This is a genomic window from Caulobacter sp. S45, from assembly GCF_009765965.1.
Taxonomy (GTDB): domain Bacteria; phylum Pseudomonadota; class Alphaproteobacteria; order Caulobacterales; family Caulobacteraceae; genus CAHJWH01.
Map to the genome: position 1 here is coordinate 849,685 of NZ_LMUL01000014.1, position 25,478 is coordinate 875,162.

The 25,478-nt window shown below is 67.9% G+C and carries 23 protein-coding genes; 15 read left to right on the forward strand and 8 right to left on the reverse strand.

Translation table 11 applies throughout. The features are described 5' to 3' along the window. Positions 1-479: hypothetical protein (locus GSQ87_RS10975; protein ID WP_216839220.1), on the reverse strand; the 479-nt coding region annotated here is incomplete at its 3' end. Positions 480-604: 125 nt separating this feature from the next. Beyond that, a complete protein-coding gene (gene rfbH, locus GSQ87_RS10980) occupies positions 605-1,954 on the reverse strand; it encodes a lipopolysaccharide biosynthesis protein RfbH (protein ID WP_254062884.1) in 1,350 nt (449 codons plus the stop codon). A 139-nt stretch (positions 1,955-2,093) separates the two neighbouring features. Between rfbH and GSQ87_RS10985 the strand changes: the two genes are divergently transcribed. After that, on the forward strand, positions 2,094-3,122 hold the full coding sequence (locus GSQ87_RS10985) for an NAD(P)-dependent oxidoreductase (RefSeq protein ID WP_256375901.1): 1,029 nt from the start codon (positions 2,094-2,096) through the stop codon (positions 3,120-3,122). On the opposite strand, the gene GSQ87_RS10990 is transcribed toward GSQ87_RS10985, so the two are convergent. Continuing rightward, on the reverse strand, positions 3,119-4,057 hold the full coding sequence (locus tag GSQ87_RS10990; RefSeq protein WP_158915483.1) for an NAD(P)-dependent oxidoreductase: 939 nt from the start codon (positions 4,055-4,057) through the stop codon (positions 3,119-3,121). The two genes, GSQ87_RS10985 and GSQ87_RS10990, sit on opposite strands and share 4 nt — an antisense overlap. A 163-nt stretch (positions 4,058-4,220) precedes the next feature. Here GSQ87_RS10990 and GSQ87_RS10995 point away from each other — a divergent pair, with 163 nt between their 5' ends. Then, positions 4,221-5,144, forward strand: a complete 924-nt coding sequence (locus GSQ87_RS10995) for an N-acetylneuraminate synthase family protein (RefSeq protein WP_216839223.1) — start codon at positions 4,221-4,223, stop codon at positions 5,142-5,144. An 87-nt stretch (positions 5,145-5,231) separates the two neighbouring features. Here the strand turns inward: GSQ87_RS10995 and rfbF are convergent, their stop codons facing one another. The 3 genes from rfbF to GSQ87_RS11010 form a co-directional block, all read right to left on the reverse strand. Then, on the reverse strand, positions 5,232-6,020 hold the full coding sequence (gene rfbF, locus GSQ87_RS11000; protein WP_305764186.1) for a glucose-1-phosphate cytidylyltransferase: 789 nt from the start codon (positions 6,018-6,020) through the stop codon (positions 5,232-5,234). A 98-nt stretch (positions 6,021-6,118) separates the two neighbouring features. Then, on the reverse strand, positions 6,119-6,475 hold the full coding sequence (locus tag GSQ87_RS11005; protein WP_158915484.1) for a hypothetical protein: 357 nt from the start codon (positions 6,473-6,475) through the stop codon (positions 6,119-6,121). 190 nt (positions 6,476-6,665) lie between these two features. Further along, positions 6,666-7,634, reverse strand: coding sequence for a threonine/serine dehydratase (locus GSQ87_RS11010; protein WP_158915485.1), 969 nt, complete (start codon positions 7,632-7,634; stop codon positions 6,666-6,668). Between the two features lie 77 nt (positions 7,635-7,711). Here GSQ87_RS11010 and GSQ87_RS11015 point away from each other — a divergent pair, with 77 nt between their 5' ends. The 8 genes from GSQ87_RS11015 to GSQ87_RS11050 all read left to right on the forward strand — a co-directional run bounded on the left by GSQ87_RS11015 (position 7,712) and on the right by GSQ87_RS11050 (position 17,381). Then, positions 7,712-8,332, forward strand: coding sequence for a transcriptional regulator (locus tag GSQ87_RS11015; protein ID WP_158915486.1), 621 nt, complete (start codon positions 7,712-7,714; stop codon positions 8,330-8,332). Continuing rightward, entirely contained in the window at positions 8,329-9,261 is a 933-nt protein-coding gene (locus tag GSQ87_RS11020) for an ornithine cyclodeaminase family protein (protein WP_158915487.1), read from the forward strand. The genes GSQ87_RS11015 and GSQ87_RS11020 overlap by 4 nt, the downstream gene beginning before the upstream one ends. Positions 9,262-9,521: 260 nt before the next feature. After that, positions 9,522-11,069: a serine hydrolase gene (locus GSQ87_RS11025; protein ID WP_158915488.1), complete on the forward strand. Its 1,548-nt coding sequence runs from the start codon at positions 9,522-9,524 to the stop codon at positions 11,067-11,069. Between the two features lie 3 nt (positions 11,070-11,072). Further along, a complete protein-coding gene (locus GSQ87_RS11030; RefSeq protein WP_158915489.1) occupies positions 11,073-12,158 on the forward strand; it encodes an arginine N-succinyltransferase in 1,086 nt (361 codons plus the stop codon). Between the two features lie 5 nt (positions 12,159-12,163). Continuing rightward, a complete protein-coding gene (gene astD, locus GSQ87_RS11035) occupies positions 12,164-13,579 on the forward strand; it encodes a succinylglutamate-semialdehyde dehydrogenase (protein ID WP_158915490.1) in 1,416 nt (471 codons plus the stop codon). 41 nt (positions 13,580-13,620) lie between these two features. Then, positions 13,621-14,808: an aspartate aminotransferase family protein gene (locus tag GSQ87_RS11040; protein ID WP_158915491.1), complete on the forward strand. Its 1,188-nt coding sequence runs from the start codon at positions 13,621-13,623 to the stop codon at positions 14,806-14,808. 36 nt (positions 14,809-14,844) lie between these two features. Further along, a complete protein-coding gene (locus GSQ87_RS11045; protein ID WP_158915492.1) occupies positions 14,845-15,957 on the forward strand; it encodes a PepSY domain-containing protein in 1,113 nt (370 codons plus the stop codon). After that, positions 15,954-17,381, forward strand: coding sequence for a M20/M25/M40 family metallo-hydrolase (locus GSQ87_RS11050; RefSeq protein WP_158915493.1), 1,428 nt, complete (start codon positions 15,954-15,956; stop codon positions 17,379-17,381). The genes GSQ87_RS11045 and GSQ87_RS11050 overlap by 4 nt, the downstream gene beginning before the upstream one ends. Here GSQ87_RS11050 and GSQ87_RS11055 read toward each other — a convergent pair. Together GSQ87_RS11055 and GSQ87_RS11060 are read right to left on the reverse strand one after the other, a co-directional pair. Further along, positions 17,363-18,742 (reverse strand): sensor histidine kinase, encoded by a 1,380-nt coding sequence (locus GSQ87_RS11055; protein ID WP_254063137.1) that lies wholly within the window; start codon positions 18,740-18,742, stop codon positions 17,363-17,365. The two genes, GSQ87_RS11050 and GSQ87_RS11055, sit on opposite strands and share 19 nt — an antisense overlap. A 47-nt stretch (positions 18,743-18,789) precedes the next feature. Beyond that, positions 18,790-19,485 (reverse strand): response regulator, encoded by a 696-nt coding sequence (locus GSQ87_RS11060; RefSeq protein WP_158915494.1) that lies wholly within the window; start codon positions 19,483-19,485, stop codon positions 18,790-18,792. A 90-nt stretch (positions 19,486-19,575) separates the two neighbouring features. On the opposite strand from GSQ87_RS11060, the gene GSQ87_RS11065 reads away from it, so the two are divergent. The 5 genes from GSQ87_RS11065 to GSQ87_RS11085 all read left to right on the forward strand — a co-directional run bounded on the left by GSQ87_RS11065 (position 19,576) and on the right by GSQ87_RS11085 (position 25,478). Then, positions 19,576-20,688: an ABC transporter substrate-binding protein gene (locus tag GSQ87_RS11065; RefSeq protein ID WP_158915495.1), complete on the forward strand. Its 1,113-nt coding sequence runs from the start codon at positions 19,576-19,578 to the stop codon at positions 20,686-20,688. Between the two features lies 1 nt (position 20,689). Next, positions 20,690-22,072, forward strand: a complete 1,383-nt coding sequence (locus GSQ87_RS11070; protein ID WP_158915496.1) for an MFS transporter — start codon at positions 20,690-20,692, stop codon at positions 22,070-22,072. 11 nt (positions 22,073-22,083) lie between these two features. Then, positions 22,084-23,751 (forward strand): tannase/feruloyl esterase family alpha/beta hydrolase, encoded by a 1,668-nt coding sequence (locus GSQ87_RS11075; RefSeq protein WP_158915497.1) that lies wholly within the window; start codon positions 22,084-22,086, stop codon positions 23,749-23,751. Positions 23,752-23,909: 158 nt separating this feature from the next. Continuing rightward, the gene (locus tag GSQ87_RS11080) at positions 23,910-24,434 is read left to right on the forward strand and encodes a DUF1003 domain-containing protein (RefSeq protein WP_158915498.1); all 525 of its coding nucleotides are present in this window, start codon (positions 23,910-23,912) and stop codon (positions 24,432-24,434) included. Between the two features lie 117 nt (positions 24,435-24,551). After that, a complete protein-coding gene (locus GSQ87_RS11085) occupies positions 24,552-25,478 on the forward strand; it encodes a hypothetical protein (protein ID WP_158915499.1) in 927 nt (308 codons plus the stop codon).

A 25,478-nucleotide genomic window follows, 5' to 3' on the forward strand; every position in this document is an offset into this window, starting at 1 on the left:
ACGAGGTCGTAATGGGCGCCTTGGAGTTCGCCCAACCCCACGCGGCGTGCCCCCCGAGTCAGTGGCCGATCGGAGATGTCGAATATATCGACACCGGCGGCGGTGTTGCGAAATGGAGTATTGGCGCCCGTATCCCCGCCCCAATCGAGCACCCTGGGCGATGAAACGACATGAGAAGCGAGGAAAGCTTCAACTTCGGATGTGTCGTACGGGTAAACCAGAATTTCGGCGTTGAGCTTGGCGTAACCGGGCTCAAAGCTTTCGCGCAGAGCGGCGTATTCCTCCCCTCGATAATTCGAGTAAAGGGCCGCCATCTCCGCTTCGCTGAAGCGGAGATCGAGGAACAGCAGCCCACAGGCTTGGCATTGCAGCGAGTTGCACAGCGGATAAGCCATTCCGGTCCGAATGGTGCGAAGGCCCCACTCCGGCGTGATCTCGACGGGCGTCCAGTTGAAGGCGCGGCTGGCGACGAATGGCATCAGGATGGCTGGGGATCGGCTCAGGTCCGCCGAGCCGCAGCAGACACACCGGGACGCAATCCTTTCATTCATGGGGCCAACCTGCCACGATTCGCCAGGCGACTTCGACGGCGCGCGAGCCTGTGTCAGGTGGACCCGCCGGCGGCGCGCGCCCGGCAGAAGGCGTCGATGGTTTCCAGCATGTAGGCGATGTGTTCCCCGCTCAGGCCCGGATAGACGCCGATCCAGAACGTATCGCGCATGATGGTGTCGGCCTGGGTCAGCTCGCCCACCACCCGGAAATTGCGGCCGGCCATGTAAGGCTGGCGAACCAGGTTGCCGCCGAACAACAGCCGCGTGCCGATGCGGCGGCTCTCCAGATGGCGGGTCAGCTCGTCGCGGGTGAAGGGCGCGTCCTTGGCCACGGTGATCGGGAAGCCGAACCAGGCGGGATCGCTGCGCGGCGTCGCCTCGGGCAGGTGCAGGAACTCCTGCAGATGCGCGAGCCCGGCCTTGAGCCGGCCGAAGTTCTGCTTCCGCGCGGCGATGAAGCCGTCGAGATGGTCCATCTGGGCCAGGCCGATGGAGGCCTGCATGTCGGTCATCTTCAGATTGAAGCCGAGATGGGAGTAGGTGTATTTGTGGTCGTAGCCCTTGGGCAGCCCCCCCATCTTCCAGTCGAACCGCCGCCCGCAGGTATTGTCCTTGCCGGGCGCGCAGAAACAGTCGCGGCCCCAATCGCGGAAGGATTCCGCCAAACGGCGCAGGAACTCGTCATTAGTGAACACCGCCCCGCCCTCGCCGGTGGTGATGTGGTGGGCGGGATAGAAGCTCAGCGTGGCGAGGTCGCCGAACAGGCCCACCTGCACGCCGTCATAGGTCGATCCCAGGGCGTCGCAACAGTCCTCGACCAGGAACAGGTCGTGCTCGACACAGAGCGCCTTGATCGCCGCGAGGTCGAACGGATTGCCGAGCGTGTGCGCGGCCATGATCGCACGGGTCTTCGGCCCGATCGCCTCGGCCACCTTCGCCGGATCGAAGTTGTAGGTCCCCGGCAGCATGTCGACGAACACCGGGACCATGCCCGAGGTCAGGATCGGGTTGACCGTGGTCGGAAAGCCGGTCGCGGCGGTGATCACCTCGTCGCCCGGCTTGAGCTGGCGCGCCTTCAGCTTGGGCGAGGTCAGGGCCGAGAAGGCCACCAGGTTGGCCGACGAGCCGGAATTGACCGTCATCGCGTACCTGGCGCCGAGCCGGGCGGCCAGGCGAGCCTCCCACGCATCGTTGAACCGGCCGGTGGTCAGCCAGAAGTCCAGGGATGAGTCCACCAGGCTGCGCATGTCGCTGGCGTCGTACACCCGACCGGAAACGGGTACGGCGGACATCCCGGGCTGGAATGGCTTCGGGCCATGCGCCAGGGCGTGATAGCGCTCCACCAGGGTGAGGATCTGTTCCCGGAGCGCCTCGGCCTCATGCGATATCGAGTCTGAGGCCACCGGCTCCCCTTGTCCTTGCGTGCTGACCCAGGGACAGATGCGCGGTCGCGCCTTGCCATCGCCCGCAGGGGTGTGAACGATTGTCACGATTCGCCCCGTCTCGATAAACCTGGCCTGGAGGCTCGCCATTCGCCTGCTCATCACCGGCAACCAGGGCTTCATCGGCCCGGTGGCCACGCGCCTGGCCAAGCTGGCGGGCCACCACGTCACGGGCCTCGATACGGGCTATTTCAAGGACTGCGGCCCGGCCGTCAAAGCCGAGACGCTCCCCGACGTCCAGATCGTCCGCGACGTCCGCGACGTGACGCCCCACGACCTGGAGGACGTCGATGCGGTGCTGCATTTCGCCGGCCTGTCCAACGACCCGATGGGCGAGCTCAACCCGATCCTGACCCAGGAGATCAACCTGGGCGGCACGGTGCGCGTAGCGCAGGCCGCCAAGGCTGCAGGGGTTTCGCGGTTCGTATTCGCCTCCTCCTGTTCCCTGTACGGCGCTGCGGGCGGAGAGGCGGCGCTGAACGAGACGGCGCCGCTCCAGCCCGTCTCCGCCTATGCGGTGTCCAAGGCCGAGGCGGAGATCGCCCTGACGGAGATGGCGGATGCGGATTTCTCGCCGGTGTTCATGCGCAACGCCACCGCCTACGGCGTCGGGCCGCGGCCCCGCTTCGACCTGGTGGTGAACAACCTGATCGGCTGGGCCTATACGGCCGGCCGCATCATGGTGATGAGCGACGGCACCCCATGGCGACCGCTGGTGCACATCGAGGACATCGCCCACGCCGCCCTCTGCGCCGCTGCCGCCCCGCGCGACAGCGTTCATGGCCAAGCGTTCAACATCGGCGCCGCCGACGCCAACTACCAGGTCCGCGACATCGCCGGCATGGTCGCCCAGGCGTTCCCGCACGCCGAGCTGGAGATCACGGGCCAGACTGGCGGCGATCCCCGCTCCTACCGGGTGAACTTCGACAAGGCCCTGACCGGCCTGCCCGGCTTTACGCCCCAATGGACGCTGGAGCGCGGCGTGGCCGAGTCCGCCGCCTGGGTCCGCGCCAAGGGCCTGGCCGACGCAGCCTTCGATTCGCGCCTGTTCATCCGCCTCAAGCAACTGAAGCACGCCATGGACGCGGGGCTGCTGGACGGGGAGCTGCGCGCGCCTGCCGCCGCTTAGTCGGCGGTTTCCAGGTAACGCGCCGTATCGCGGATGATCGTTTCCAGATCGATCGGCGTCGCGCCGGAGCGGAGCAGCGCTTCCTGATAGGCTTGGCCGTCGCCGACATAGCGGTCCATGCGCCCATCGCCGATACGCGGACGCAGGATCTCGACATCCGGCCGTCCCATCGCCGCCCCGACCGCCTGAGCAAGTTCGCCGATCTCCACCACCTGACCGCCCGCGGTGTCGAAACTGAGCACGCCGGACGGCTCCTCCAGCGCGGTGTGGAAGATCACCTGGGCGAGTTCGAGCACGTGGACATAGGAGCGGAAGACGCCATGGCTGGCCGCGATCCGGATGCGGCCCTCGCGCCTCAGGCTCTGGATGAAGTCGCCCAGCGCGTAGTTGGCCACGTGGTTGATGTAAGGGCCGCCGATGTTGAACACCCTGGCGATCGAGACGGGCCGGCGGGTCTGTTCGCCCCAGTCCCGCAACGCCGCCTCATGGGCGAGCTTCATCTCGCCGTAGGCGGTCCTGTCCGCGCCCGGCCGGCCATAGACTGCGCCGGAAGACGAGAACACGAACCGCCGCGTCGCGCCCGTTTCCGCCAACCGCATGGCGGCGACGAGCAGGGCGTCGTTGACCGGCCGCGCTCGCTCGGGGTCGGCCCCCTCGATCCTATCCGGGCCGACGATGGCGAGATGCAGCACCAGCCACTCCCCGTCTCCCAGGGCTGGAGCGCCCTCCAGCGCCTCGACGGATAGGTGGCGGCCGGCGATCTCGACCGCGCCGGGTCGGGAGGCAAACAGCCTCAGCCGCCCGCCCGCCGGGTCCAGCCCGGCGTCGAGCGCGATCTGGACCGCCGCGCGTCCGATCCAGCCGGACGCGCCGATGACGGCGATCTTCGCGTTCGGATCGGCTAACCACGTGACAAATTTTCGGCTAGGCGCCATTGCCGATTCCGGTCTAGACATTCAAACTTGGAGTTGGGCGATATTAAATAGCAATCTCTTTTAAATATCACGTGCATCAAAGATCTTCCAACTCTTGACGTAGATTTACAAGTTGATTGCACCACGCCTCGGCGCTTTCGACAGTCTTCAGAGGCGGGGCCGAATGAACATGCGCCAAGTCCCCACGGAGACGACCTTCTCCGTGCGCCCCACGCCCTATCTGCCCTGGCCCGTGGCCGCACGGATGTTCGTGATCGCCGAGATCGGCATCAACCACAACGGCGACCTGGGCGTCGCCAAGCAACTGATCGCCGCCGCCCATGAAGCCGGCTGCGATGCGGTCAAGTTCCAGAAGCGCACCATCGATGTGGTCTACACCCCAGAGGTGCTGGCCCAGCCCAGGACCAGCCCCTGGGGATCGACCCAACGCGCGCAGAAGGAGGGGCTGGAGTTCGGTGAGGCCGAATACGCCGAGATCGACCGTTATTGCCGTGAGCTGGGCATCGACTGGTTCGCCTCGGCCTGGGACGTCCCCAGCCTGGAGTTCTTGAGCCGCTACGAACTCCGCTACAACAAGATCGCCTCGGCCATGCTGACCAACCGCGCCTTCGTCGAGGCCGTGGCCGCCGAGGGTCGGCTGAGCTTCGTCTCCACCGGCATGTCCACCCTGGAGGAGATCGACGCGGCGATGGCGATGTTCAGCCGGCACGCCTGCCCCGTCATCTTGATGCACACCGTCTCCACCTATCCGACGGCGGAGACCGAGCTGAACCTGGCCGCCATCGAGACGCTGCGTCGCCGCTACGCCACGCCGGTCGGCTATAGCGGACATGAGGCGTCCATCGAACCCAGCGTCATGGCCGCCATGTTCGGCGCCGTGGCCATCGAGCGGCACCTGACCCTGGACCGCGGCATGTACGGCTCCGACCAGTCCGCCTCGCTCGAACCCCACGAGCTGACCCAGCTGGTCAGCCGCCTGCGGGCGCTGCCGGCGATGCTGGGCGACGGCGAGAAACACGTCGGCGCCGGCGAGGCGGCGGTGGCCGGCAAGCTGCGCTACTGGCCGACGTCCGAGAATATCGCTTGAGCGGCGTAGCATCCACGATCGCCAGCCACGCGGTGGCGGTGGTCACGGCGCTGGGCTGCGAACCGCCTTCAGCCCGATAAGCCTGCGCTACCAGATCTTCCAAGGCGCGGTGGTCGCCCAGAGCTGCTCGAGGTGCAGCTTGTCGCGCAGGGTGTCCATCGGCTGCCAGAACCCCGTATGGCGGAAAGCCCTGAGTTCGCCGCTACGGGCCAACGCCTCCAGCGGCTCCCGTTCGAACACGGTGTCGTCGCCCTCGATATGATCCAGCACCTTGGGCGAAAGCACGAAGAAGCCGCCGTTGATCAGGCCGCCCTCGTTCTGCGGCTTCTCGATGAAGCGTTCCACCGTGTCGCCGTTGATGTCCAAGGCGCCGAAGCGCGCCAGGGGCGTCACCGCAGTCACCGTCGCCAGCGCGCCGTGCTGCGCGTGAAAGCCGATCAGGTCGGTGATGTTCACATCGGAAAGGCCGTCGCCATAGGTCAGGCAGAAGTAGGGGCTGTCCTGGATGTATCGCGCCACCCGCTTGACCCGCCCGCCGGTCATGGTCTCCAGCCCGGTGTCGACCAGGGTGATGGTCCACGGCTCGGAATAGCTTTGATGCACCTCGACCGCGCCGGACGGAAGGATGGTCAGGTCGGCGTTCTGATAGGCGTAGCTGAGGAAGTACTCTCGAATCCGGGAACCGAGATAACCGCAGCAGATCACGAAATCATTCAGGCCATAGGCGCTGTAGGTCTTCATGATGTGCCAAAGTAACGGCTGGCCGCCGATCTCCACCAGCGGTTTGGGCCGGACCGCCGTCTCTTCGGCGATCCGCGTGCCCTTACCGCCTGCCAGGATGACGACCTTCGGCCGTTGAGCACTCATGCGGAGCATAATGGGCTGGAATCCCCACGCGCGACAAGTCGCTATGCCGCCGCGAATGCCCGCTCGCTATCCCACGACCAGGCGAGCCGTGGCGAAGGCCGTCGGGACTACTGCACCACCATTCCCGCTGTGACCGCCTGACTGGGGCTCAAGCCGCTCTGCTGTAAGGCCGAGTTCAATTGAAGGACAAGGGCTTGGGCGGCCTGCACGGGCAGCACGATGCGTCCGACGACCACCCGGCTCATGGTCGAGTTCGGATCGAAGTGGTTGCAGCGCGCCGTTTCGAAAGTCAGGGTGACGTTCCCCTGCCCGATCGAAAACCCGCAACATGCACTGGCGAAGAATTCCGGCGCCTTGGGATCGTCGATCAGGACCGCGGCGGGCGGAGCCGCCGGTGTGGGCGCTGGATCGTTGGTCTGCGCGATCCGCAGATGGGAAGCGGGCTTGCGGGCGGTGTTGGCCATGTGTGACTCCGTCTCAGAGGCTTAATGCAGCGTGCACCTCCACCAATGACGCGAGTAAGGCCTAGATTGTTCCCTTGTGTAACAACTAAGCCACTTTAATGTGGCGTCCCAAAATGCGACCAAATCTAGTCGCAGATTTCGACTAAAATTATTCGCAAAACAAACCAGCCTCTCCGGCGAAGAGCGGGCGTCATCCCGGCGTCAGATCCATTGCAGCTCGAAACGTCTTGAAAGATATGTTGCGCCCGCACAGGACGACAGCGACCCTGCCGCCCCTGTACACCTCCGCCGTCTTCACCAGGCCAGCCATCGCCACGCCGGCGGCCCCCTCGACGATCCAGCGCTCGGTCTCGGCGATCCAGCGCATCGCGGCTGCGATTTCCGCCTCGGTGACGGTCACGCGCGCATCGATCACCGCCTGGCACAGAGGAAAGGTGATGGAGCCGGCTTCGACGGCCCCGGCCGTACCGTCGGAAAGCGTATCCCGCTCCTCGACGTCGACGATGCGCCCGGCCTCCAGCGCCCGAAGCATGCAGGGCGAATTCTCCGGCCAGACGCCGACGATGCGGGTCTTCGGGCTCAGCCGCTTCAGCGCCGTCCCGACGCCCGAGATCAGGCCGCCGCCGCCCACCGAGATGAACACCGCGTCGAGGTCGTCAGCCTGCTCCGCCAGCTCCGCCCCGAGCGTGCCCTGGCCGGCGACCACGTCCAGGTCGTTGTAGGGCGGGAGATAGGTCTTGCCCTGCTCCCCGGCGCGCTGGCGGGCCAACAGTTCCGCTTCGATCGGCGGCTCGTCCACCACCACCAGTTCAGCTCCCAGGGCGCGGATGGCGTCCATCTTGGAGGGGACGGTCGAGGCGGCGACATAGACGACGACATGCACGCCGGCCAGGGCGCCCGCGCGCGCCACCGCCTGGCCATAGTTACCCGTGGAGGCGGTCGTCACCCCCGCACGACGCGCCGCCTCGCTCAACGTGCGCACCTTGTTGGTGGCGCCGCGCAGCTTGAACGACCCGGTAGGCTGCAGGTGGTCGCATTTCAGCAGCACCTCGCACCCCAGCGCCTTGGACAGGACGGCGCTTCGTTCGAGCGGCGTCACCATCACCTGGGGTCGGATCGCCGAGTGCGCGTCCATGATCCGCTCGAACAGGTCCAACATCGCCAACTCCCTTGCAGGACGCTCGATTAGACGATAATTCCAATTTGGACCAGATGTTAAATCGAAAGGGCCGTCGGATGACCCACCCCCTCACCGCCCATTTCGCAGTCGCGGACGGCTTGGCGGCCCTGTTCAAGCCTTTCGTCGAGGCGGTGGTGCACGACCTGAACACCGATAGCGTCGCCCATGTCGCCAATCCCTTTTCGCCTCGCGAGATCGGCGATCCCTCGGACATGCGCGATGTCGTCCTGGCGCCGGACGCCCGGGTGATCGGCCCCTACGAGAAGACCAACTGGGACGGACGTCGGATCAAGTCGGTCTCGATCGTGCTGCGCGATGAGGCCGGGAGGCCGGTGGGCATGCTGTGCGTCAACGCCGACGTGACCGAATTCGAGGGCGTACGGCGGATGCTGCAGGCCTTCCTCGGAACGGTCGAGCCCCGCTCCGAGGCTGAGGCCCGTTTCCAGGACGACTGGCACGAACGGATCAACCGCTTCGTCGCCGCCTGGACGGCCGAGCGGGCCACGACGCTGGACCGCCTGGACCGCGAGGGGCGCCGCGCTCTGATCGAAGCGCTCCACGGGAGCGGCGGCTTCGAGGGACGCCGGGCGCCGGCCTATGTCGCCAAGATGCTGGGGGTCAGCCGCGCCACCATCTACAACGAACTCGCCCGCCTGAAGGCTGCCGTCGCCGCATGAAGGTGTTCGAACTGCCGCAAATCCTCTCCGCACTGGACGAGGACGCCGCCCTCGCGGCGGTGGGGGCGGCCTTTCGCGGTTTCGCCACGGGTCAGGCGCAACTGACCGCCGTCGGACACCTCGGGTTCACCGATCCGCCGGGCGACTGCCATGTGAAGGGCGCGCGTATGGCGGGCGAAGAGGTGTTCGTGGTCAAGCTGGCCAGCAGCTTCTACCGCAACCCCGAGCGCGGCCTTTCCTCCAGCACCGGCTTCATGGCGGTGATGAGCGCGCGGACGGGAGAGGTGCTCGCCATCCTGCACGACCAGGGCCGCCTGACCGACACGCGCACCGCGATGGCTGGCGTCCTCGCCGCGCGCTGCATCCTGCGGCCGGGATCGCGCACGCTCGGTATCGTGGGCGCGGGCATCCAGGCGCGGCTGCAGGCCGACCTGATCGGACGCCGCCTCGGCCTGGACGAGGTGTTGATCTGGGCGCGTGATCCCTCCCGCGCGACCGCCTTGGCGAGCGACATCGGGGCCAGAGCGGTCGATCTGCCCGAACTCTGCGCGCGCGCGGACCTGATCGTCACCGCCACGCCCTCGACCGAGCCGTTGATCGGCGTCGAGATGATCCGTTCCGGGGCGCGCATCGTCGCGGTCGGCGCAGACAGTCCCGGCAAGCGGGAACTCGATCCTCGCATCCTCGCCTTAGGCCACGTCGTGGTCGATTCCCCCGCACAGTGCCTGGACCACGGCGAGACGGGCTGGGCGGTGCGCGCGGGCTTGATCGAACCGGCTTCGCTGATCGAGCTCGGCGCCCTGCTGACCACGCCGCGGGCCTTTGGCGATAGCGACACCGTCGTCGCCGATCTGACGGGCGTGGCGATCCAGGACCTCGCCATCGCCACCAGCGTGTGGCGGCGGTTGCAGGCCGGGGACGCGCGATAGCCTGGACGCGAAGGCTTCGCCGCCAACTGCGTCGAAGTTCACCTTCCCAGATAAGCGGGCGCTTGATTGCACCTGTCGCGAAGCTGGCGCGCCCACATCTGATCTTGCGATGCAAACGCAAGTCGTTGCGCTGGAGCCAGCGCCATATGTCAGGCTCGTGAAAGCAAACCACGACTACCAGTGACACTGGTCTGAACGATCGGTCGGCGGGGAAGCGTCGGCCGCTATCGCGGCGCGGTGACGCCGGGCGTGGAGGGGCGATGACGGCGCACTTGAACTATGGCGTTTCCAGGCGCGGCCTTGGCTCCATGCTGGCCGGCGGGATCGCCGCCTCCGCCCTGGCGCGCTCGCTCCCGGCTTTCGCGACTAGCGCTGACGACGGCTTGCTCCGTAGCCGTCCCGAGGATCAGGGCGTCGATCCGGCCGCAATCCAGGCCTTCCTGGACGACCTGGCCGACGCCAAGCTGGAACTCCACAGCTTCATGTTGAGTCGGGGCGGCAAGGTGGTGTCGGAAGGCTGGTGGCGACCCTACAGCGCGCCGCGTCCGCACATGATGCACTCCCTGACCAAGAGCGTGACGGCCTGCGCCGTCGGCCTCGCCCTGGCGGAGAAGCGCTTCGCCATGACCGACAAGGTGATCTCCTTCTTCCCAGAACACCTGCCGCCCGTGGTCAGCGGGAACCTCGCCGCCATGACCGTGCGCGACCTGCTGACCATGCGCACCGGCCACGCCATCGAGACGTCCGGCGCGGAATGGCGTCCGCTGAAGACCAGCTGGGTGGCCGAGTTCTTCAAGATCCCAGTGGTCTACAAACCCAACACCCACTTCCAGTACACCAGCGCCGCCACCTACATGCTGTCGGCGATCATCACCAAGACCACCGGGATGCGCCTGCGCGACTACCTGGAGCCGCGCCTGTTCCAACCCTTGGGGATCACCGACGTCCACTGGGACCTGGGCCCCGACAACATCAACCCGGGCGCCAACGGACTGAGCTGGCGCACCGCCGACATCCAGAAGCTCTGCATGCTGCACGCCCAGGGCGGACGCTGGAACGGCCGCCAGGTGCTGCCGGCCGACTGGGTCGCCGCCGCCACCCGCCGCGAAGACGGCGACGCGGACTATGGCTTCCAGTGGTGGATCGGGCCGGGCGACGCCTACTATTGCCTGGGCCTGTTCTGCCAGGTGGGCCTGGTCTTCCCCCATCACGACGCGGTGCTCAGCTTCACCGCCGCCATCGACGGCAGCCGGCTGATCCTGCCCTATGTCTGGAAGCACTTCCCCTCGGCCTTCGCCGCCGGGCCGATCCCGCGCAAGGATGCGGCCTACCTCGGCCTGCGCGAGCGGATCGGCCGCCTGAACCTGCTAGCGCCGATCATCCCGACGACCTCGCCGCTTGAGAGCAAGATCTCCGGCCGCCGCTTCGAGGTGGCGCCCAACGAGGATGGGGTGAAGGCGCTCGGCTTCAGCTTCGCGGACGGACGCTGCCTGTTCACCCAGGAGGACGAGCGCGGAACGCACACGATCCAGGTGGGCCTGCGTGACTGGGTCGAGGGGACCACCACCATGACCGGCGCCAAGCTGCACCACGAGTACGAGCCCGACTCCATGCCTGTCGTGGCCGGGGCGGAATGGATCGAGTCGGACCTGCTCAAGATGACCTGGCAGTTCGTGGAGAGCGCCTTTCGCGACACCGTGATCTGCCGCTTCGACGACGACACGCTGACGTTCGACCGCAGCGTCAACGTCAACTCCGCCGAACTGTTCAGGCCGACCCTGCACGCGAAGTTGGCGGCGCGGGGATAGGTCATGGCCCAAGCACTGTCGCCCGCGAACGCGTCCAGTTGGGTGGTGCGGCCCGTCCGCGCGACCGATATCGGCGTGCTGGTCGAACTGGCCGAAGCGCTCGGCGCGGGCATGACCACCTTTCCCGCCGATCCCGAAGCGATCGCCCGCAAGGTCGAGGCCTCGCTGACCACCTTCGCCGGCCGCGCCGAGCCCGAGGACGCGCAGTACCTGCTGGTGCTGGAGGACCTGGACGCCAGTCGCGTCGACGGGGTGGCGGCGCTCTACCCCAGCGTCGGCTGGCCGTACGGCTTCTTCTCCTACAAGGTCAACCGGCTGGTGCAGCGCTCGCGGTCGCTGAACAGGCGGGTGGACATCGAGCTGCTGACCATCGCCAACGACTATACCGGCGTGACCGAGGTCGGCACCCTGGCCGTGCGGCCGACCCTGCGGGGGACCGGCGCCGCGCGGTTCCTGGCGCGCTCGCGCTACATGCTGATCGCCGCCTTCCCCCAGCTGTTCGCCACCCGAGTGATGGCCGAGATGCGCGGCTGGCAGGAGGCCGACGACCGCAGCCCGTTCTGGGATGCCGTTGGCGCACGCTTCTTCCACATGGACTTCGCCGAGGCCGACCGGCTGAGCGCGGTGGAGGGCGCGGAATTCATCGCCGAGCTGATGCCCAAGCACCCGATCTACACCGACATCCTGCCCGACGACGCGCGCCGCGCCATCGGTCGCCCCCACGCCTCCAGCGCCGCCGCCATGGCCATGCTGCTCGATGAAGGCTTCCGCTACGAACAGCACGTGGACGTGTTCGACGCCGGGCCCCAGGTCCACGCCGAGCGCGACCGCATCCACACCGTCGCCGACAGTCGCCTGACCCGGCTGCAGCGTGCGTCAGGCCGCGCCGGACAGCCGGTTCTGGTGTCGACGCTGGAGCTGGAGGCGTTCCGGGTGGTCCAGACCTCGGCCCACCCCGGCGACCACGTGCTGGAACTGCCGGACGTGGCCCAGCGCGCCCTGGAGCTGTCGATTGGCGGCCCGGTGCGCGTCTCGCCCACCCGCGCCCATGCCGGCCGCGTGGACGCACCTCGGCAAGCGCAGGGCTGACGACGATGGCCGACATCCTGACCTCCTACGAACCCGCCACGGGCAAAGTGCTCTGGAGTGGTGAGAGCGCCTCGTCGACCGGCGTCGATGCGGCGATGGCTAAGGCGCGCAAGGCGTTCCCAGCCTGGGCTTCCACGTCGCTGGATCACCGGATTGAGCGGCTGCGCGCCTTCCAGGCCAAGGTGCGCGAGCGGGCCGACGCTTTCGCCGAGCTGATCGCGCGCGAAACCGGCAAGCCGCTATGGGACGCCAAGGGCGAGGTCGACGCGGTCGCCGCCAAGGTCGACATCTCGATCCAGGCCCACGACCAGCGCACCGGGACCCGCACGCAGGAGGCCGACGGCCTGCGCCAGGCGCTGCGACACCGCCCGCACGGCGTGCTGGGCGTGCTCGGCCCTTACAACTTTCCCGCCCACCTCCCGAATGGCCAGATCGTGCCGGCGCTGCTGGCCGGCAATGTGGTGGTGTTCAAGCCCTCGGAACTGACCCCGGCCTCGGCCGCGTTCATGGCCGCCTGCTGGCGCGACAGCGGCTTGCCGAACGGCGTGCTGAGCGTGGTCCAAGGCGATGGGCGTATCGGCAAGGCCTTGGCTGGGCACGCCGATCTCGACGGCCTGCTGTTCACCGGCTCGGCCACGACCGGCGCGGCCCTGCACCGCCAGTTCGCCGATGCGCCGCACAAGGTGTTGGCGCTGGAGATGGGCGGCAACAACCCGCTGATCTGGTGGGACGGCGACGATCTTGAAGCCGCCGCCCAGGTGGTGGTGCAGTCCGCCTTCCTGTCGAGCGGTCAGAGATGCACCTGCGCCCGACGCCTGATCCTGCCCGAGCACCTGGCTAGGTCGGCGATCGAGGCGCTGGTGGCGGTGATCGACCGATTGATCGTCGGCGACCCGTTCGACCAACCCCAACCCTTCATGGGTCCGGTGATCGACATGCGCGCGGCGAACGGCCTGACGCACGCCTTCCGCGATCTGGTCGGGCGCGGTGGGAAGAGCATTCGTGAACTGGCCGCGCAGCGTCCCGGCCTTCCCTTCCTGTCGCCGGCGCTGATCGACGTCACCGACGTCGCCGACCCTTCCGACGAGGAACGGTTCGGTCCCCTGCTCCAGCTCGTACGCGTGCCCGATTTCGACGCCGCCCTGGCCGCCGCCAACGCCACCCGTTTCGGCCTGTCGGCCGGCTTGGTGGGCGGTGACGAGGCGCTCTACCAGCGGTTCTGGACTGGGGTGCGCGCGGGCGTGGTCAACTGGAACCGGCCGATGACCGGCGCCTCGTCCAACGCCCCGTTCGGCGGGGTCGGCGCTTCGGGCAATCATCGCCCGGCCGCCTACTACGCCGCCGACGCCTGCGCCTATCCGGTGGCGAGCCTGGAGGCCCTGGCCCCCTCCCCGCCCATCGCCCACGGCCTGGCGGCCTGATCGCCGCCCCGACGAGCTTCGCTTCCCAAGGAGACTACGCCATGACCCCCGTGCTGATGCCCGTCTACGGCCGCAGCGAAGTCGCGCCGGTGCGGGGAGAAGGTCCCCACCTGTTCGATGCGGACGGCCGGCGCTGGCTCGACTTCGCCAGCGGCATCGCGGTGAACGCGCTCGGCCACAGCCACCCGCATCTGGTAGGCGCGATCCAACGGCAGGCGGCGCTGCTGATGCACACCTCCAACCTCTACACCCTGCCGGGCCAGCAGCGGCTGGCGGAGCGGCTGACCGCCCTGACCTTCGCCGACACGGTGTTCTTCACCAACTCGGGGGCCGAGGCGCTGGAAGCGACGCTGAAGACCTGCCTGCGCTGGCTCGATGCGGACGGGCGCAGCGAGGCCAAGGTGCTGACCTTCTCCGGCGCCTTCCACGGGCGCACGCTGGCCACCATCTCGGCCACCGACCAGCCCAAGGTGCGCAACGGCTTCGGCACGGTCCTGGAGCGCTTCGTCACCGTCCCCTTCGACGATCTGGCGGCGGCCGAAGCGGCGGTGAACGCGGGAAATATCGGCGCCATCCTGGTCGAGCCGATCCAGGGCGAGAGCGGCATCCGTCCCACCAGCCCAGCCTTCCTGCAAGGACTGCGGCGGCTGGCCGATGACCACAACCTGTTGCTGGCCTTCGACGAGGTGCAGAGCGGGATCGGGCGCACCGGGACCCTGTTCGCCTACGAACAGTACGGCGTCGCCCCGGACGTGATGGCGGTCGGCAAGGGCGTCGGCGGGGGCTTTCCGCTCGGCGCCTGTCTTGCGACCGCAAACGCCGCTTCCGGCATGACGGCGGGGATGCACGGCTCGACCTACGGCGGCAATCCGCTGGCGATGGCGGCGGGCGAAGCGGTGCTGGACGTGGTGGCCGAGCCGGCCTTCCTCGCCCAGGTGCGCGAGACGTCCGCGATCTTGCGCGGCCGGCTGGAGACGTTGGCGACCGAGGTCCCCGGCCTGTTCCTGGAGGTGCGGGGCCTGGGCCTGATGCTGGGCGTGAAGCTGAACGGCGACAGCCGCGCCTTTGTCGCCCACGCCCGCACCTACGGCCTGCTGACGGCGGCGGCCGGCGACAATGTGGTGCGCATCCTGCCGCCGCTGATCATCGAGCCGCAGCACATCGAGGAAGCCATCGCCAAGCTCGGCGAAGCGGCTCGCACATTTCCACGCGCCCAAGCCGCCGCCTGATGCTAATGCGAACAGGTCTCATCTGAAGGGCCGACCTTGAACCCCGCGATCCTGCGCGCCCGGCCGACTCTGCTCAAAATCCACCGCTGGGTCGGCGTCTGCCTGGGGTTCATGATCATCCTCCAGGGCCTGACCGGCAGCGTCACCGCCTTTCGCCACGAGTTGAACCGGCTGGTGCACGCCTCCGCCCTGGTGGTGGCGCCGAACCGCCCCGCCGCCCCGGTGCAGGCCGTGATCAAGTCGCTCAAGGCGGCGGTTCCCGGCGCACGGCTGACGCGGCTGGATTATCCGACCCGACCGGACGAGGCCTATTTCGCCCGGCTCGAGGGCAAGGGCGGCGTGGTGCTGGCCACGGTCGACCCCTCCACGGCGCAGGTGCTGCGCCAGGGTGGCTTCTGGGCCTGGCCGGTGGAGCTGATCTACCAACTCCACTACACCTTGGTCGCAGGCGAGATCGGCGAGCGGGTCGTCGGGCTGACCGGGCTGGCGATCCTGTTCATGGCCGTCACCGGACCCCTGGTCTGGTGGCCGGGGACGCGCGGCTTGAAGCGCGCCTTCAAGGTCGAGACCGGGGTCAACGCCTATCGCACCACCCGCGACCTGCATCGGCTGCTCGGCATCTGCATCGCTCTGGTGCTGGGGGTGATCGCCTTCACCGGGATCAACATGGCGTGGCGGCCGTGGCTGCAGCCCCTGGTCTCCGCCGTCGCGCCCATGCATCCAGGACCCAAGGCGAAGCCGCCCAAGGGCGACTGCCGGAAGCCCTTGCCGCTCGATCAGGTCGTCGCCGCCGCTCAGGCGCGCGAAAGCGGGGAAGCGGTGCGCAGCCTTCGCTACCCGGGCAAGACATCGCGCACCCTGAACGTATTGCTGCACGCCCGCCTGACCCGCCCGCGCGCCACCGACCAGGTCATGGTCGACACCTGCACCGCCCAGGTTCTGAGCGTGCGCGAGGCCGCCAAGGCCAGTGGCGGCGACGCCTTCTACGATTGGCTCCTGCCGATCCATTCGGGCGAGTGGCTGAACACGCCAGGACGCGTGCTCGACGAGCTGGCGGCGCTGAGCCTGATCGGGCTGGGCGGCACAGGCTATTGGCTATGGGCGACCCGAAGCGCCAAGATGCGCAGGACAAGGAAGGCGCGCGGATGAGACGACACCTCGCCATACTAATAGCCGCTTCCGCCCTGACGGCGCCGGCCGCCAGCCACGCCCAGACGGCCGAGAAACCGACCGACCCGAGCCGCGCCCGCTTCCTCGCGCTCTACAAGGAAATGGTGGAGACCGACACCACCTACTCGGTCGGAAGCTGCACCCTCGCCGCCGAACAGGTGGCGGCCCGGCTGAAGGCCGCAGGTTTCCCCGACGCCGACGTCCATGTGCTTGTCCCAGACGGCAAGCCGCGCTTCGGCGCGCTGGCGGCGATCCTGCACGGAACCGACAAGACCGCACCGCCCCTGCTGCTGCTGGCCCACATCGACGTGGTCGAGGCCAAGCGCTCGGACTGGAAGCGCGACCCGTTCAAGCTGATCGAAGAGGACGGCTACTACTACGGACGCGGGACCAATGACGACAAGGCCATGGCCGCATCGTTCGCCGACATCTTGATCCGCTACCGACAGGAGGGCTTTCAGCCCCGGCGCGACATCAAGCTGGCGCTCACCTGCGGCGAGGAGACGTCCGACCAGTTCGACGGCGCGCAGTATCTGACCGAGCACGATCGCTGGGCGGTGCAGGCGGGCATGGCGCTGAACGAAGGCGGCGCAGGCCTGCTGGACGATCAGGGGAGACCGCTCGCCAACGCCATCCAGGCGGGCGAGAAAATCTACCAGGACTACAGGCTGGTCGTGACCAACCCCGGCGGCCACAGCTCGCGCCCACGCAAGGACAACGCGGTCTACCAGTTGGCCCACGCCCTGGTGCGGCTGGAGGCCTCGCCCTTCCCGGTGCGCCTGAGCCCGGTGACACGCGCCTACTTCACCGCCATGGCTTCGCTGACCCCCGATCCGCTCGCCGCCGACCTGCGCGCGATGGGCGGCCCGAACCTGCCGCCAGCCGACGTGCTGGCGCGGGTGGCCCAGGACCCGGCCTGGAACAGCACGATGCGCACCACCTGCGTCGCCACCCAGGTCAACGCCGGCCATGCGCCCAACGCCTTAGCCCAACACGCCGAGGCCAACGTCAACTGCCGCATCCTGCCCGATGAAACGGTGGAGCAGACCCGCCTCGCCCTGGAACAGGCGATCGACGACAAGGACGTCGTCGTCAGCCTAGCCGCCCAGCCCAGCCCCCAGTCGCCAGCGCCGCCGCTCACCGATGCGGTGCTTGGGCCAGCCCGCCAGGTCTCCAACCAGATCTGGCCGAGCGTCCCCTTGATACCGACAATGGCGACGGGCGGAACCGACGGCGCCTTCACCAATGCGGCCGGCATCCCGACCTATGGCCTGGGCGGCATTTTCCGCGATCCGGACGGCGACGGCATCCATGGGCTGAACGAGCGCATCCGCATCCGTTCGCTCTACGACAGCCGCGAGTTCCTCTATCGGGTGGTGAGGCTCTACGCTTCCACCGGCTGAGCTTCGGCCGTCACGGGGAACTGGATCGTCGCCTTCAGTCCCGAGCCATTCCGACCGACGTCCAGGCGGACCTCCGCTCCGAGACGCTGGGCCAAGGCGCGGACGATGGGCAGGCCAAGGCCGCTGCCATCGCGACGCGCGTCGCGGGTCATGCGGTAGAAGCGCTCGAACACCCGCTCGCGCTCCGGCTGGGGGATGCCGGGCCCGTCGTCCTCGACCTCAAGCCGGGCTCCCTCCGCCCCTTGGACGACCCGGATCGTCACCGCCCCTCCAGGACGATTGTAGCGGATGGCGTTGTCGAGCAGGTTGGCCACCATCTCGTGCACCAGGATCGGCTCGCCGTTCAAGGGCACGGCCGCATCCGGCCGCTCGAACGCCAGCTCCAGCCCCGCTTTCAGCGCGTCGGGGGCCCGTTCGCGGGCGACCTCCGCCACCGTCTCGACCAGGTCGAAGGCCACGCCGCCGCGCACGTCCTGGCCCTGGTCCTCGGCGCGGGCCAGTGCGATCAGCTGGGTCAGCAGGCGTCCGAGCGTGCGCACCGCCCCCTCGATGTCCGCGAGCGCCGCCCGCCCCTCGAGCGATTCCGAGCTGTGGCGGGTCAGGCTGTCCAGATGGGCGCGCAGCACCGCCAGGGGCGTACGCATCTGGTGGGAGGCGTCGGCGGTGAACCGGCGGGTGGTCTCAACCGACCCTTCCAGCTGGGCCAGCAGCACGTTGAAGGCGGAGACGAATGGGGCGACCTCACGCGGCGCCTTGGACACCGGCAATGGGCGGAAGTCAGCCGCCGCCGCGCCCACCCGCGCCTCGACCTCGCGCTTCAGCTCGGCCAGCGGATCGAGGCCCCAGCTCAGCGCCAGCCAGACCAAGAGCGCCACCCAGGCCACCAACGCCACCTCCACCCCGCCGAGCGCGGCCAGCATGTTCTGTTGCTGGGCCTCACGGGTCCTGAGCGTCTCGGCCACCTGCACATAGACCGGCGTGGCCAGACGCGGCACCTGGCGGGCGACCTGGGCGATGCGGACGGGGTCGCCCCGCACCACGCCGTAGCGGAAGCTCACCCCCGAGGCGTCCTCCACCGGGGACGGCGCGCCCGGCGGCAACTCGGCATAGCCCGTGACCAACTGGCGATCGTGCCAGACGCTGTAGAAGACGTTGTCGCGGTCCGCGTTCTCCAGCATCCCGAGGGCTGCTGGCGGAAGGTCCACCGTCAGCTCGCCGTCTTCCAGCGCCAGGGTCTCGGCGATCGCCTGGGTCGAGCCGCTGAGCACCCGGTCGTTGGCGTGCTCCACCACCTGATGGATGAACCACGCCCCGCCGGCGCCCAGCAACATGGCCAGACACACCAAGGGAATCAGCAACACGAGCAACAGCCGTCGCCGCAGCGACGGCGCGAACGCCGGGCGCGCGCTCACGAAGCGTCGGACGCCGGAACGGGAAGCGAGGCGATGTCCAGGATATAGCCGAGACCCCGCACCGTACGGATCTGCACCCCGCCGGCCTCCAGCTTGCGCCGCAGCCGGGCGATGTAGACCTCCAGCGCGTTGGTGCCGACCGGCTCCTCGTGCCCGAACACCTCCGACACCAGCCGCTCCTTGGGCGTCAGCTTGCCCGCGCGCACCATCAACCCCTCCAGCACCGCGAGCTCGCGCCGACGCAGGTCGAGCGGCTGGCCGTCCAGATAAGCGTCGCCGCTGTTGCGATCGAGGCGCAGCGCACCCACCGTCAGCACCGGATCGGGCGCGCCCTGCCCGCGCCGGATCAGGGCCCGTACCCGCGCCGCCAGCTCCGCCGGCTCGAACGGCTTGGCCAGGTAGTCGTCCGCGCCCTGGTCGAGGCCACAGACGCGGTCGTTCAGGGAATCGCGCGCGGTCAGGATCAGCACCGGCGTGCGTACGCCCCGCCCGCGCATCATCCGCAGCACCTTGAGCCCGTCGATATCCGGCAGGCCTAGATCGAGGATCACCACGCTGTAGGGCTCCTCCCCGACCAGCTCGACCGCCTCGGCGCCGTCGGTGACGTGGTCCACGGCCAGGCCGGCGGCGCGCAAGGCCTCGATCAGGCCGCGCGCCAGGGCCGCATCGTCCTCGACGATCAGGACCCGCATGCGATCCTCGTCGCGCGGCCCGCGTGCAAACGACTTGCGACAGGTTGGCGAAAGGTGGAACCCATAGGCTGAACGCCAAGGAGGTCGACCATGCGACCCAAGCAAAGGCCGGGAGGAAACGGCGTCATTCGTTCGGCTCCGGCCTGGGCTGCGGCGCTCGCACTGGCCTTCCCTCTGCACGCCTACGGCCGACCCGCAGGTTATCCGCGATCTTATGACAGAATTGTGGAGCAAGCCAACAAGGAAAGAAAAATAGTCATCTATGCAAACACCCACAGGAAGGTTGCATACGATCTATTTTCAGCTTTTCGAAAGCTATATCCAAGCATCAACATTACTTATGTCGATGGAACGGCTGACTCCCTGAATGATCGCCTCGTCCGCGAAGTCGCCCAACACCACCCAACCGCCGACCTCATCTGGAGTTCGGGGGTAAATCTGCAAGCGAAGCTGATCAACGACGGTTATGCCCAAGTCTACAGCTCCCCGGAAAAACCCAACCTACCGAACCTGGCCGTGTGGAAAGACCAAGGCTATGGCGTCAATTTCGAGCCCATCGTGATCGCCTACAACCGCAGACTGGTCCCTCCCGCAGACGTGCCGCACAGCCACCTCGACCTGACCCGCCTGCTGCAGGTCAAGGCGAAGCAATACCAGGGCAAGGTGGCGACCTATGACGACGCCGTCAGCGAATTCGGCCGCCTGACGCTCTTCCATGACCTGCGCGCCACCCATGACACCTGGGACCTCGTGCGGGCGCTCGGCGTCGCGCATGTGCGCTTCTATCAAACCTCGGCGGTCATGCTGGACGACATCTCCAGCGGCCAGGTGTTGATCGGCTACAATCTGGTCGGCTCCTCGGCGCTGGAGCACCAGGCGCGCGATCCGAACATCGGCGTGGTGTTTCCCAAGGACTACCTGCTGACCGCCCTGCCCGTGGCCCTGATCCCGGCGGAGGCGGCGCACCCCAACGCGGCCAAGCTCTTCCTGGACTTCCTGTTGTCGCGGGAAGGCCAGTCCATCCTCGCGCGCCACAAGTTCACACCCGTGCGCCTCGACATGGCCGCGAGCCTTGGATGGAACCCCTCCGATCCCGACCGGGTACGCACCATCCGTCTCGGCCCCAGCCTGCTCGCCGACCTCGACCAGCAGAACCGCGCCCGCCTGATCAAGGACTGGCGGCGCAACATGAGCGTACATTGAAATGAATCACGTCCCGGCCACGCCGCACGCTGCAACGCCATTCGACCGCGCGGTTTCCGACGGCGATCTTCTCGCCGCCTCGACCGGAAAGGCCGCGACCAAGGTCAGCTACAAGGACGTCGTGCGCGTCTGCAGCGGCAACTTCCTGGAAATGTACGATTTCATGGTGTTCGGTTACTACGCCTCGAGCATCTCCAAGGCCTTCTTCCCCTCGCACAACCCCTTCGCATCGCTGATGCTGTCGCTGATGACCTTCGGCGCGGGGTTCCTGATGCGGCCCCTGGGCGCGGTGATCCTGGGCGCCTACACCGACAAGCTCGGCCGGCGCGCCGGGCTGATCCTGACCCTGGCGATCATGTCGGTCGGCACCGCCTCGCTGGCCCTGACCCCCGGCTACAAGACCATCGGGATCGCCGCGCCGCTGCTGGTGTTGGCCGGGCGGCTGCTGCAGGGCTTCTCGGCGGGCGTGGAGCTGGGCAATGTGTCGGTCTACCTGGCCGAGATCGCCCCGCCCAACCGCCGCGGCTTCTATGTCAGCTGGCAATCGGCCAGCCAGCAGCTCGCCGTGGTCTTCGCCGCCGGACTGGGCGTGATCCTGAACTCGCTGATACCGGCCGCCCAGATGGAGGAATGGGGTTGGCGGGTGCCGCTGCTGATCGGCTGCGCCATCATCCCGCTCCTGTTCCTGCTGCGCAGCTCGCTGAAGGAGACCGACGCCTTCCTCAAGCGCCCCGCTCCGCCCAAGACCGCGGAACTGCTGTCCACCCTGGCCAAGAGTTGGCCGATGATCTTGGCCGGCATGATGATGGTGACCATGACCACGGTGACCTTCTATCTCAGCACCGCCTACACCCCCACGCTCGGACGCAACGAACTGCACCTCAGCGCCATGGACACCATGGTCATCGCCCTGTTCACCGGCGTCTCCAACTTCCTGTGGCTGCCGGTGATGGGCGCGCTTTCGGACCGGATCGGACGGCGCGCGGGCCTGTTCATCTTCACCCTGCTGGGCCTGACCATCACCTATCCGGCAATGATGTGGCTGGTGAGCGCGCCCTCGTTCGGCCGCCTGCTGACAGTGGACCTGTGGCTGTCGTTCCTGTTCGCCGGCTTCAATGGCTCGATGGTGGTCTATCTGGCCGAGTTCATCCCGGCCAAGGTGCGCGCGACCGGGTTCTCGCTGGCCTACAGCCTGGCGACCGCGATCTTCGGCGGCTTCACGCCCGCGATCTGCACCGCCCTGATCCACACCACTCATGACAAGGCCATTCCCGGCGCCTGGGCCGCCGCCGCCGCCCTGATGGGCCTGTTGGGCGTGCTGTGGGCCGGCTGGCTGTCCAAGCGCAGGCTCGCCGCCGGCCTGACCGACCAGACCTACGCCTGAGGGCCACGAACATGCCGAACGCAAGACTGCCGCTTCTCGGCGCGCTGTTGGCCTTGGCGGCGGGCGGGGTCGCGTCGCAAGCCAGAGCCGACGCCTGCAGCGATCTGACCGGCGCCAAGCTCGACCATGCTGCGATCCTGCACGCCGAGACTGTCGACAGCGGGCGGTTCGTCGAGCCGGCCGATCCGGGCAAGACCGGCAAGGCCCACGAAGACCTGCCCGCCTTCTGTCGCGCGGTGGGGGTCTCGAGCCCCACGCCCGGCTCGCACATCGGGTTCGAGGTCTGGCTACCGCTGCAGGGCTGGAGCCGGCGGCTGCACATGGTCGGCAACGGGGCCTACACCTCCAGCATCTACTACGCCCAGATGGCGCAGCGTATCCGCGCCCACGACGTCGCGGTCGCCACCGACACCGGACACCAGGGCTCCAAGCTGGATTTCGGCTTCGACAACCCGGAAGGGGTCAAGGTCTGGGCCAAGCTCGCCGTGCACGAAAGCGTCGTCGCCGCCAAGCAGGTGACCCGCGCCTATTTTCATTCGACTCCGCAATGGGCCTACTTCAGCGGCTGCTCCACCGGCGGGATGCAGGCGCTGTCGGAGGTGCAGACCTATCCCGACGACTTCGACGGCGTGATCGCCGGCGATCCCGGCAGCAACCGCACCAACCTGACCCTGTCGTTCCTTTGGAACTACCAGCACAACCATCCGCCGGGCGACGACGCCCATCCGATCATCCCGATCGCCAAGCTGCTGATGGTCAACCGCCAGGTGGTGCATGCCTGCGACGCGCTGGACGGAGTGGTCGACGGGGTGATCAACGATCCTCGCGCCTGCCGCTTCGATGTCGCCGCCCTGCACTGCGCCGACAGGGAGGCCGACGACTGCCTGACCGACGCCCAGGTCTCGGCCTTCAAGGCCATCTACGCCGGTCCGCAGGACGCACGCACCGGCCGTCAGATCTTTCCCGGCTTCACCCTGGGCAGCGAGGGCGTACAGACGGAGCCCAACCAGCGCCTGCCGGGCTGGAGCGACTACTGGGCCGACACCCATCATCCGGACCAACCCGACCGGGTGGACATCCTGCGTCGCTGGGCCTTGCACGACCCGTCCTGGAACTGGTGGACATTCGACTGGGGCCACGACGTCGACACCGTGAGAACCCGGCTGGCGCCGCTGATGGACGCCACCAACCCCGACCTGCACGGCTTTCGGGCCCACGGCGGCAAGCTGATCATGTTCATGGGCTGGGAGGACCCGGTCGGGGCGGCGCAGGACGCCATCGACTATTACGACCAGGTGACCGATCGTGGCGCGGGCTCAACGCTCCAAGCGAAGCGGCGCGCCACCCAATCCTTCGCCCGGCTGTTCATGGTCCCCGGCATGGGTCACTGCGCCGGCGGCCCGGGCGCGACCAACATGTCCACCGCCACCCGCGACTCCACCCCGCCGATCTCCGACGCCCGCCACGACATGGCCCTGGCGCTCGAGGACTGGGTCGAGCACGGCCGCGCACCGGAGATCCTGGTGGCCACCCATTACAAGGACGACGTCCCCGGCGGCGACGTGCAGTTCCAGCGGCCGCTCTGCGCCTATCCCAAGACCACGAAGTACATCGGCGGCGATACGTCGAAGGCCGAGAGCTTTACCTGCATCGACAGGGTCGCGCCTCATCCGGCCTGAACCACAGCGTTCGAGCCGCCTCGAAAACGCCCCCAGATCTGGTGCGCGCCCACTTTGCGTAAGGGATCGACCGGCAGGCGTGCGGGGCTAGCCGGGTGTCGCAAAAACGCGTAGCGGAACAGCTAAGCTCGATCGACACCCGGCGGGAGCCAAGACCTATGCTCGAAGCGCTCAAGCATGAATTCCATGAAACCGAAAAACGGCTCCTGGGCGAACTTCGGACTCAGCGCCGCAAGGCCCGTGCAAGCGACTCGATCGTTCCGCCCTCCCCGCGCCTGACCATCGGCCAGAACATCGCCGACAAGGTCGCGGCGGTCATGGGGTCGTGGAGCTTCATCATCATCCAGTCGACGATCCTGTTCTTCTGGATCATCGTCAACATCACCGCCTTCATCCAGCACTGGGACCCCTATCCCTTCATCCTGCTGAACCTGGCGCTGTCGTTCCAGGCCGCCTACGCCGCGCCCTTCATCATGATGAGCCAGAACCGCCAGCAGGACATCGACCGGAAGGAGGCCGAGAACGACTACAAGATCAATATCAAGGCCGAGCTCGAGATCGAACTCCTCCACCAGAAGATCGACGAGATGCGCGAGAAGGAAGTGCTCATGTTGACCAAGGCGGTCAACGAGCTGAGCCTGTTTCTGCTCAAGGAGCGAGACGTTCCGCCGCCCGCCGTCTAGTCCGTCGCCCTCGGCCCACGGAGCGAGAAATCTTGAGCAATTCCATACCAGGCCTCGCCATCCGGCGCAGATGAGCTAATCGAGATAGCAGCGGGTTCAGGGGCGATGAACAGACCGATGCCGACGCATAGACCAGCAACGGCGTGGGGCCTGGTCCTGATCACCGCGCTCTCGGTCGCCGGACAGGCGCACGCAGCCGCTTCCGGCGGTTCGCTCAGCCTTCCCATCGATGTCCAGCGCCGCCTCGGCGTGAAGAGCGCGACCCTGACGGCCGAAAAGCGCAAGGCCGAGGTCGACGCCTTCGCCAAGGTGCTCGATCCCGGGCCCCTGGTCGCCCTGGACTCCGACCTGCGCACCGCCATCGCCGCGGCGGCCGCTTCGCGCGCCGAGGCCGCCCGTTCCAAGCTGCTGCACGCCAACGGTGGGACTGTCTCCGCCAAGGACGCCGAGGCCGCCGAGGCCCAGGGCCGTTCCGACGCGACCCATGTGGCTTTCCTGCGTCATCGCGTCGGCCTGGAGTGGGGTCCCGGGATCGCAAGGCTGAGCGACCGGCGCCGCCAGGACCTCATAGCCGCCCTGTCCGCCGGCCGCGCCGCGCTGGTCCATGTCGACACCCCCTCCAACCAGGGCCAGGACGGCGCCAAGACCGTGCGGGTCGACGTCGGCTCCGGCAGCGTGCCGGGCGTGGTGCTGGGACCGGCCCGGACCTCGGAACCGCGGCTGCAGTCCTCCGGCCTGATCGTGGAGGTGACGGGCCCCTCCGCCATCCTGCTGTCGATCGGCCTGACCCAGAGCGCCCATATCGACAGCGGCAGCCCCCAGCCGGGCGTGGTCCTGCCGCGCAGCGCCCTGATCCGCTATCGCGGCTCGACCTGGGCCTATGTCCGCCATCCCGCCGGATACGAACGGCGGTTGGTGGAGAACGGCGCGCCACAGGAAGGCGGCCTGTTCGTCGCCAGCGGCTTCTCGCCGGGCGAGGATGTGGTGACGGCGGGCGCGGCCGGCCTGTTCGCCGCCGAACTCAGCCAAGCTCCGGCGAAGTAG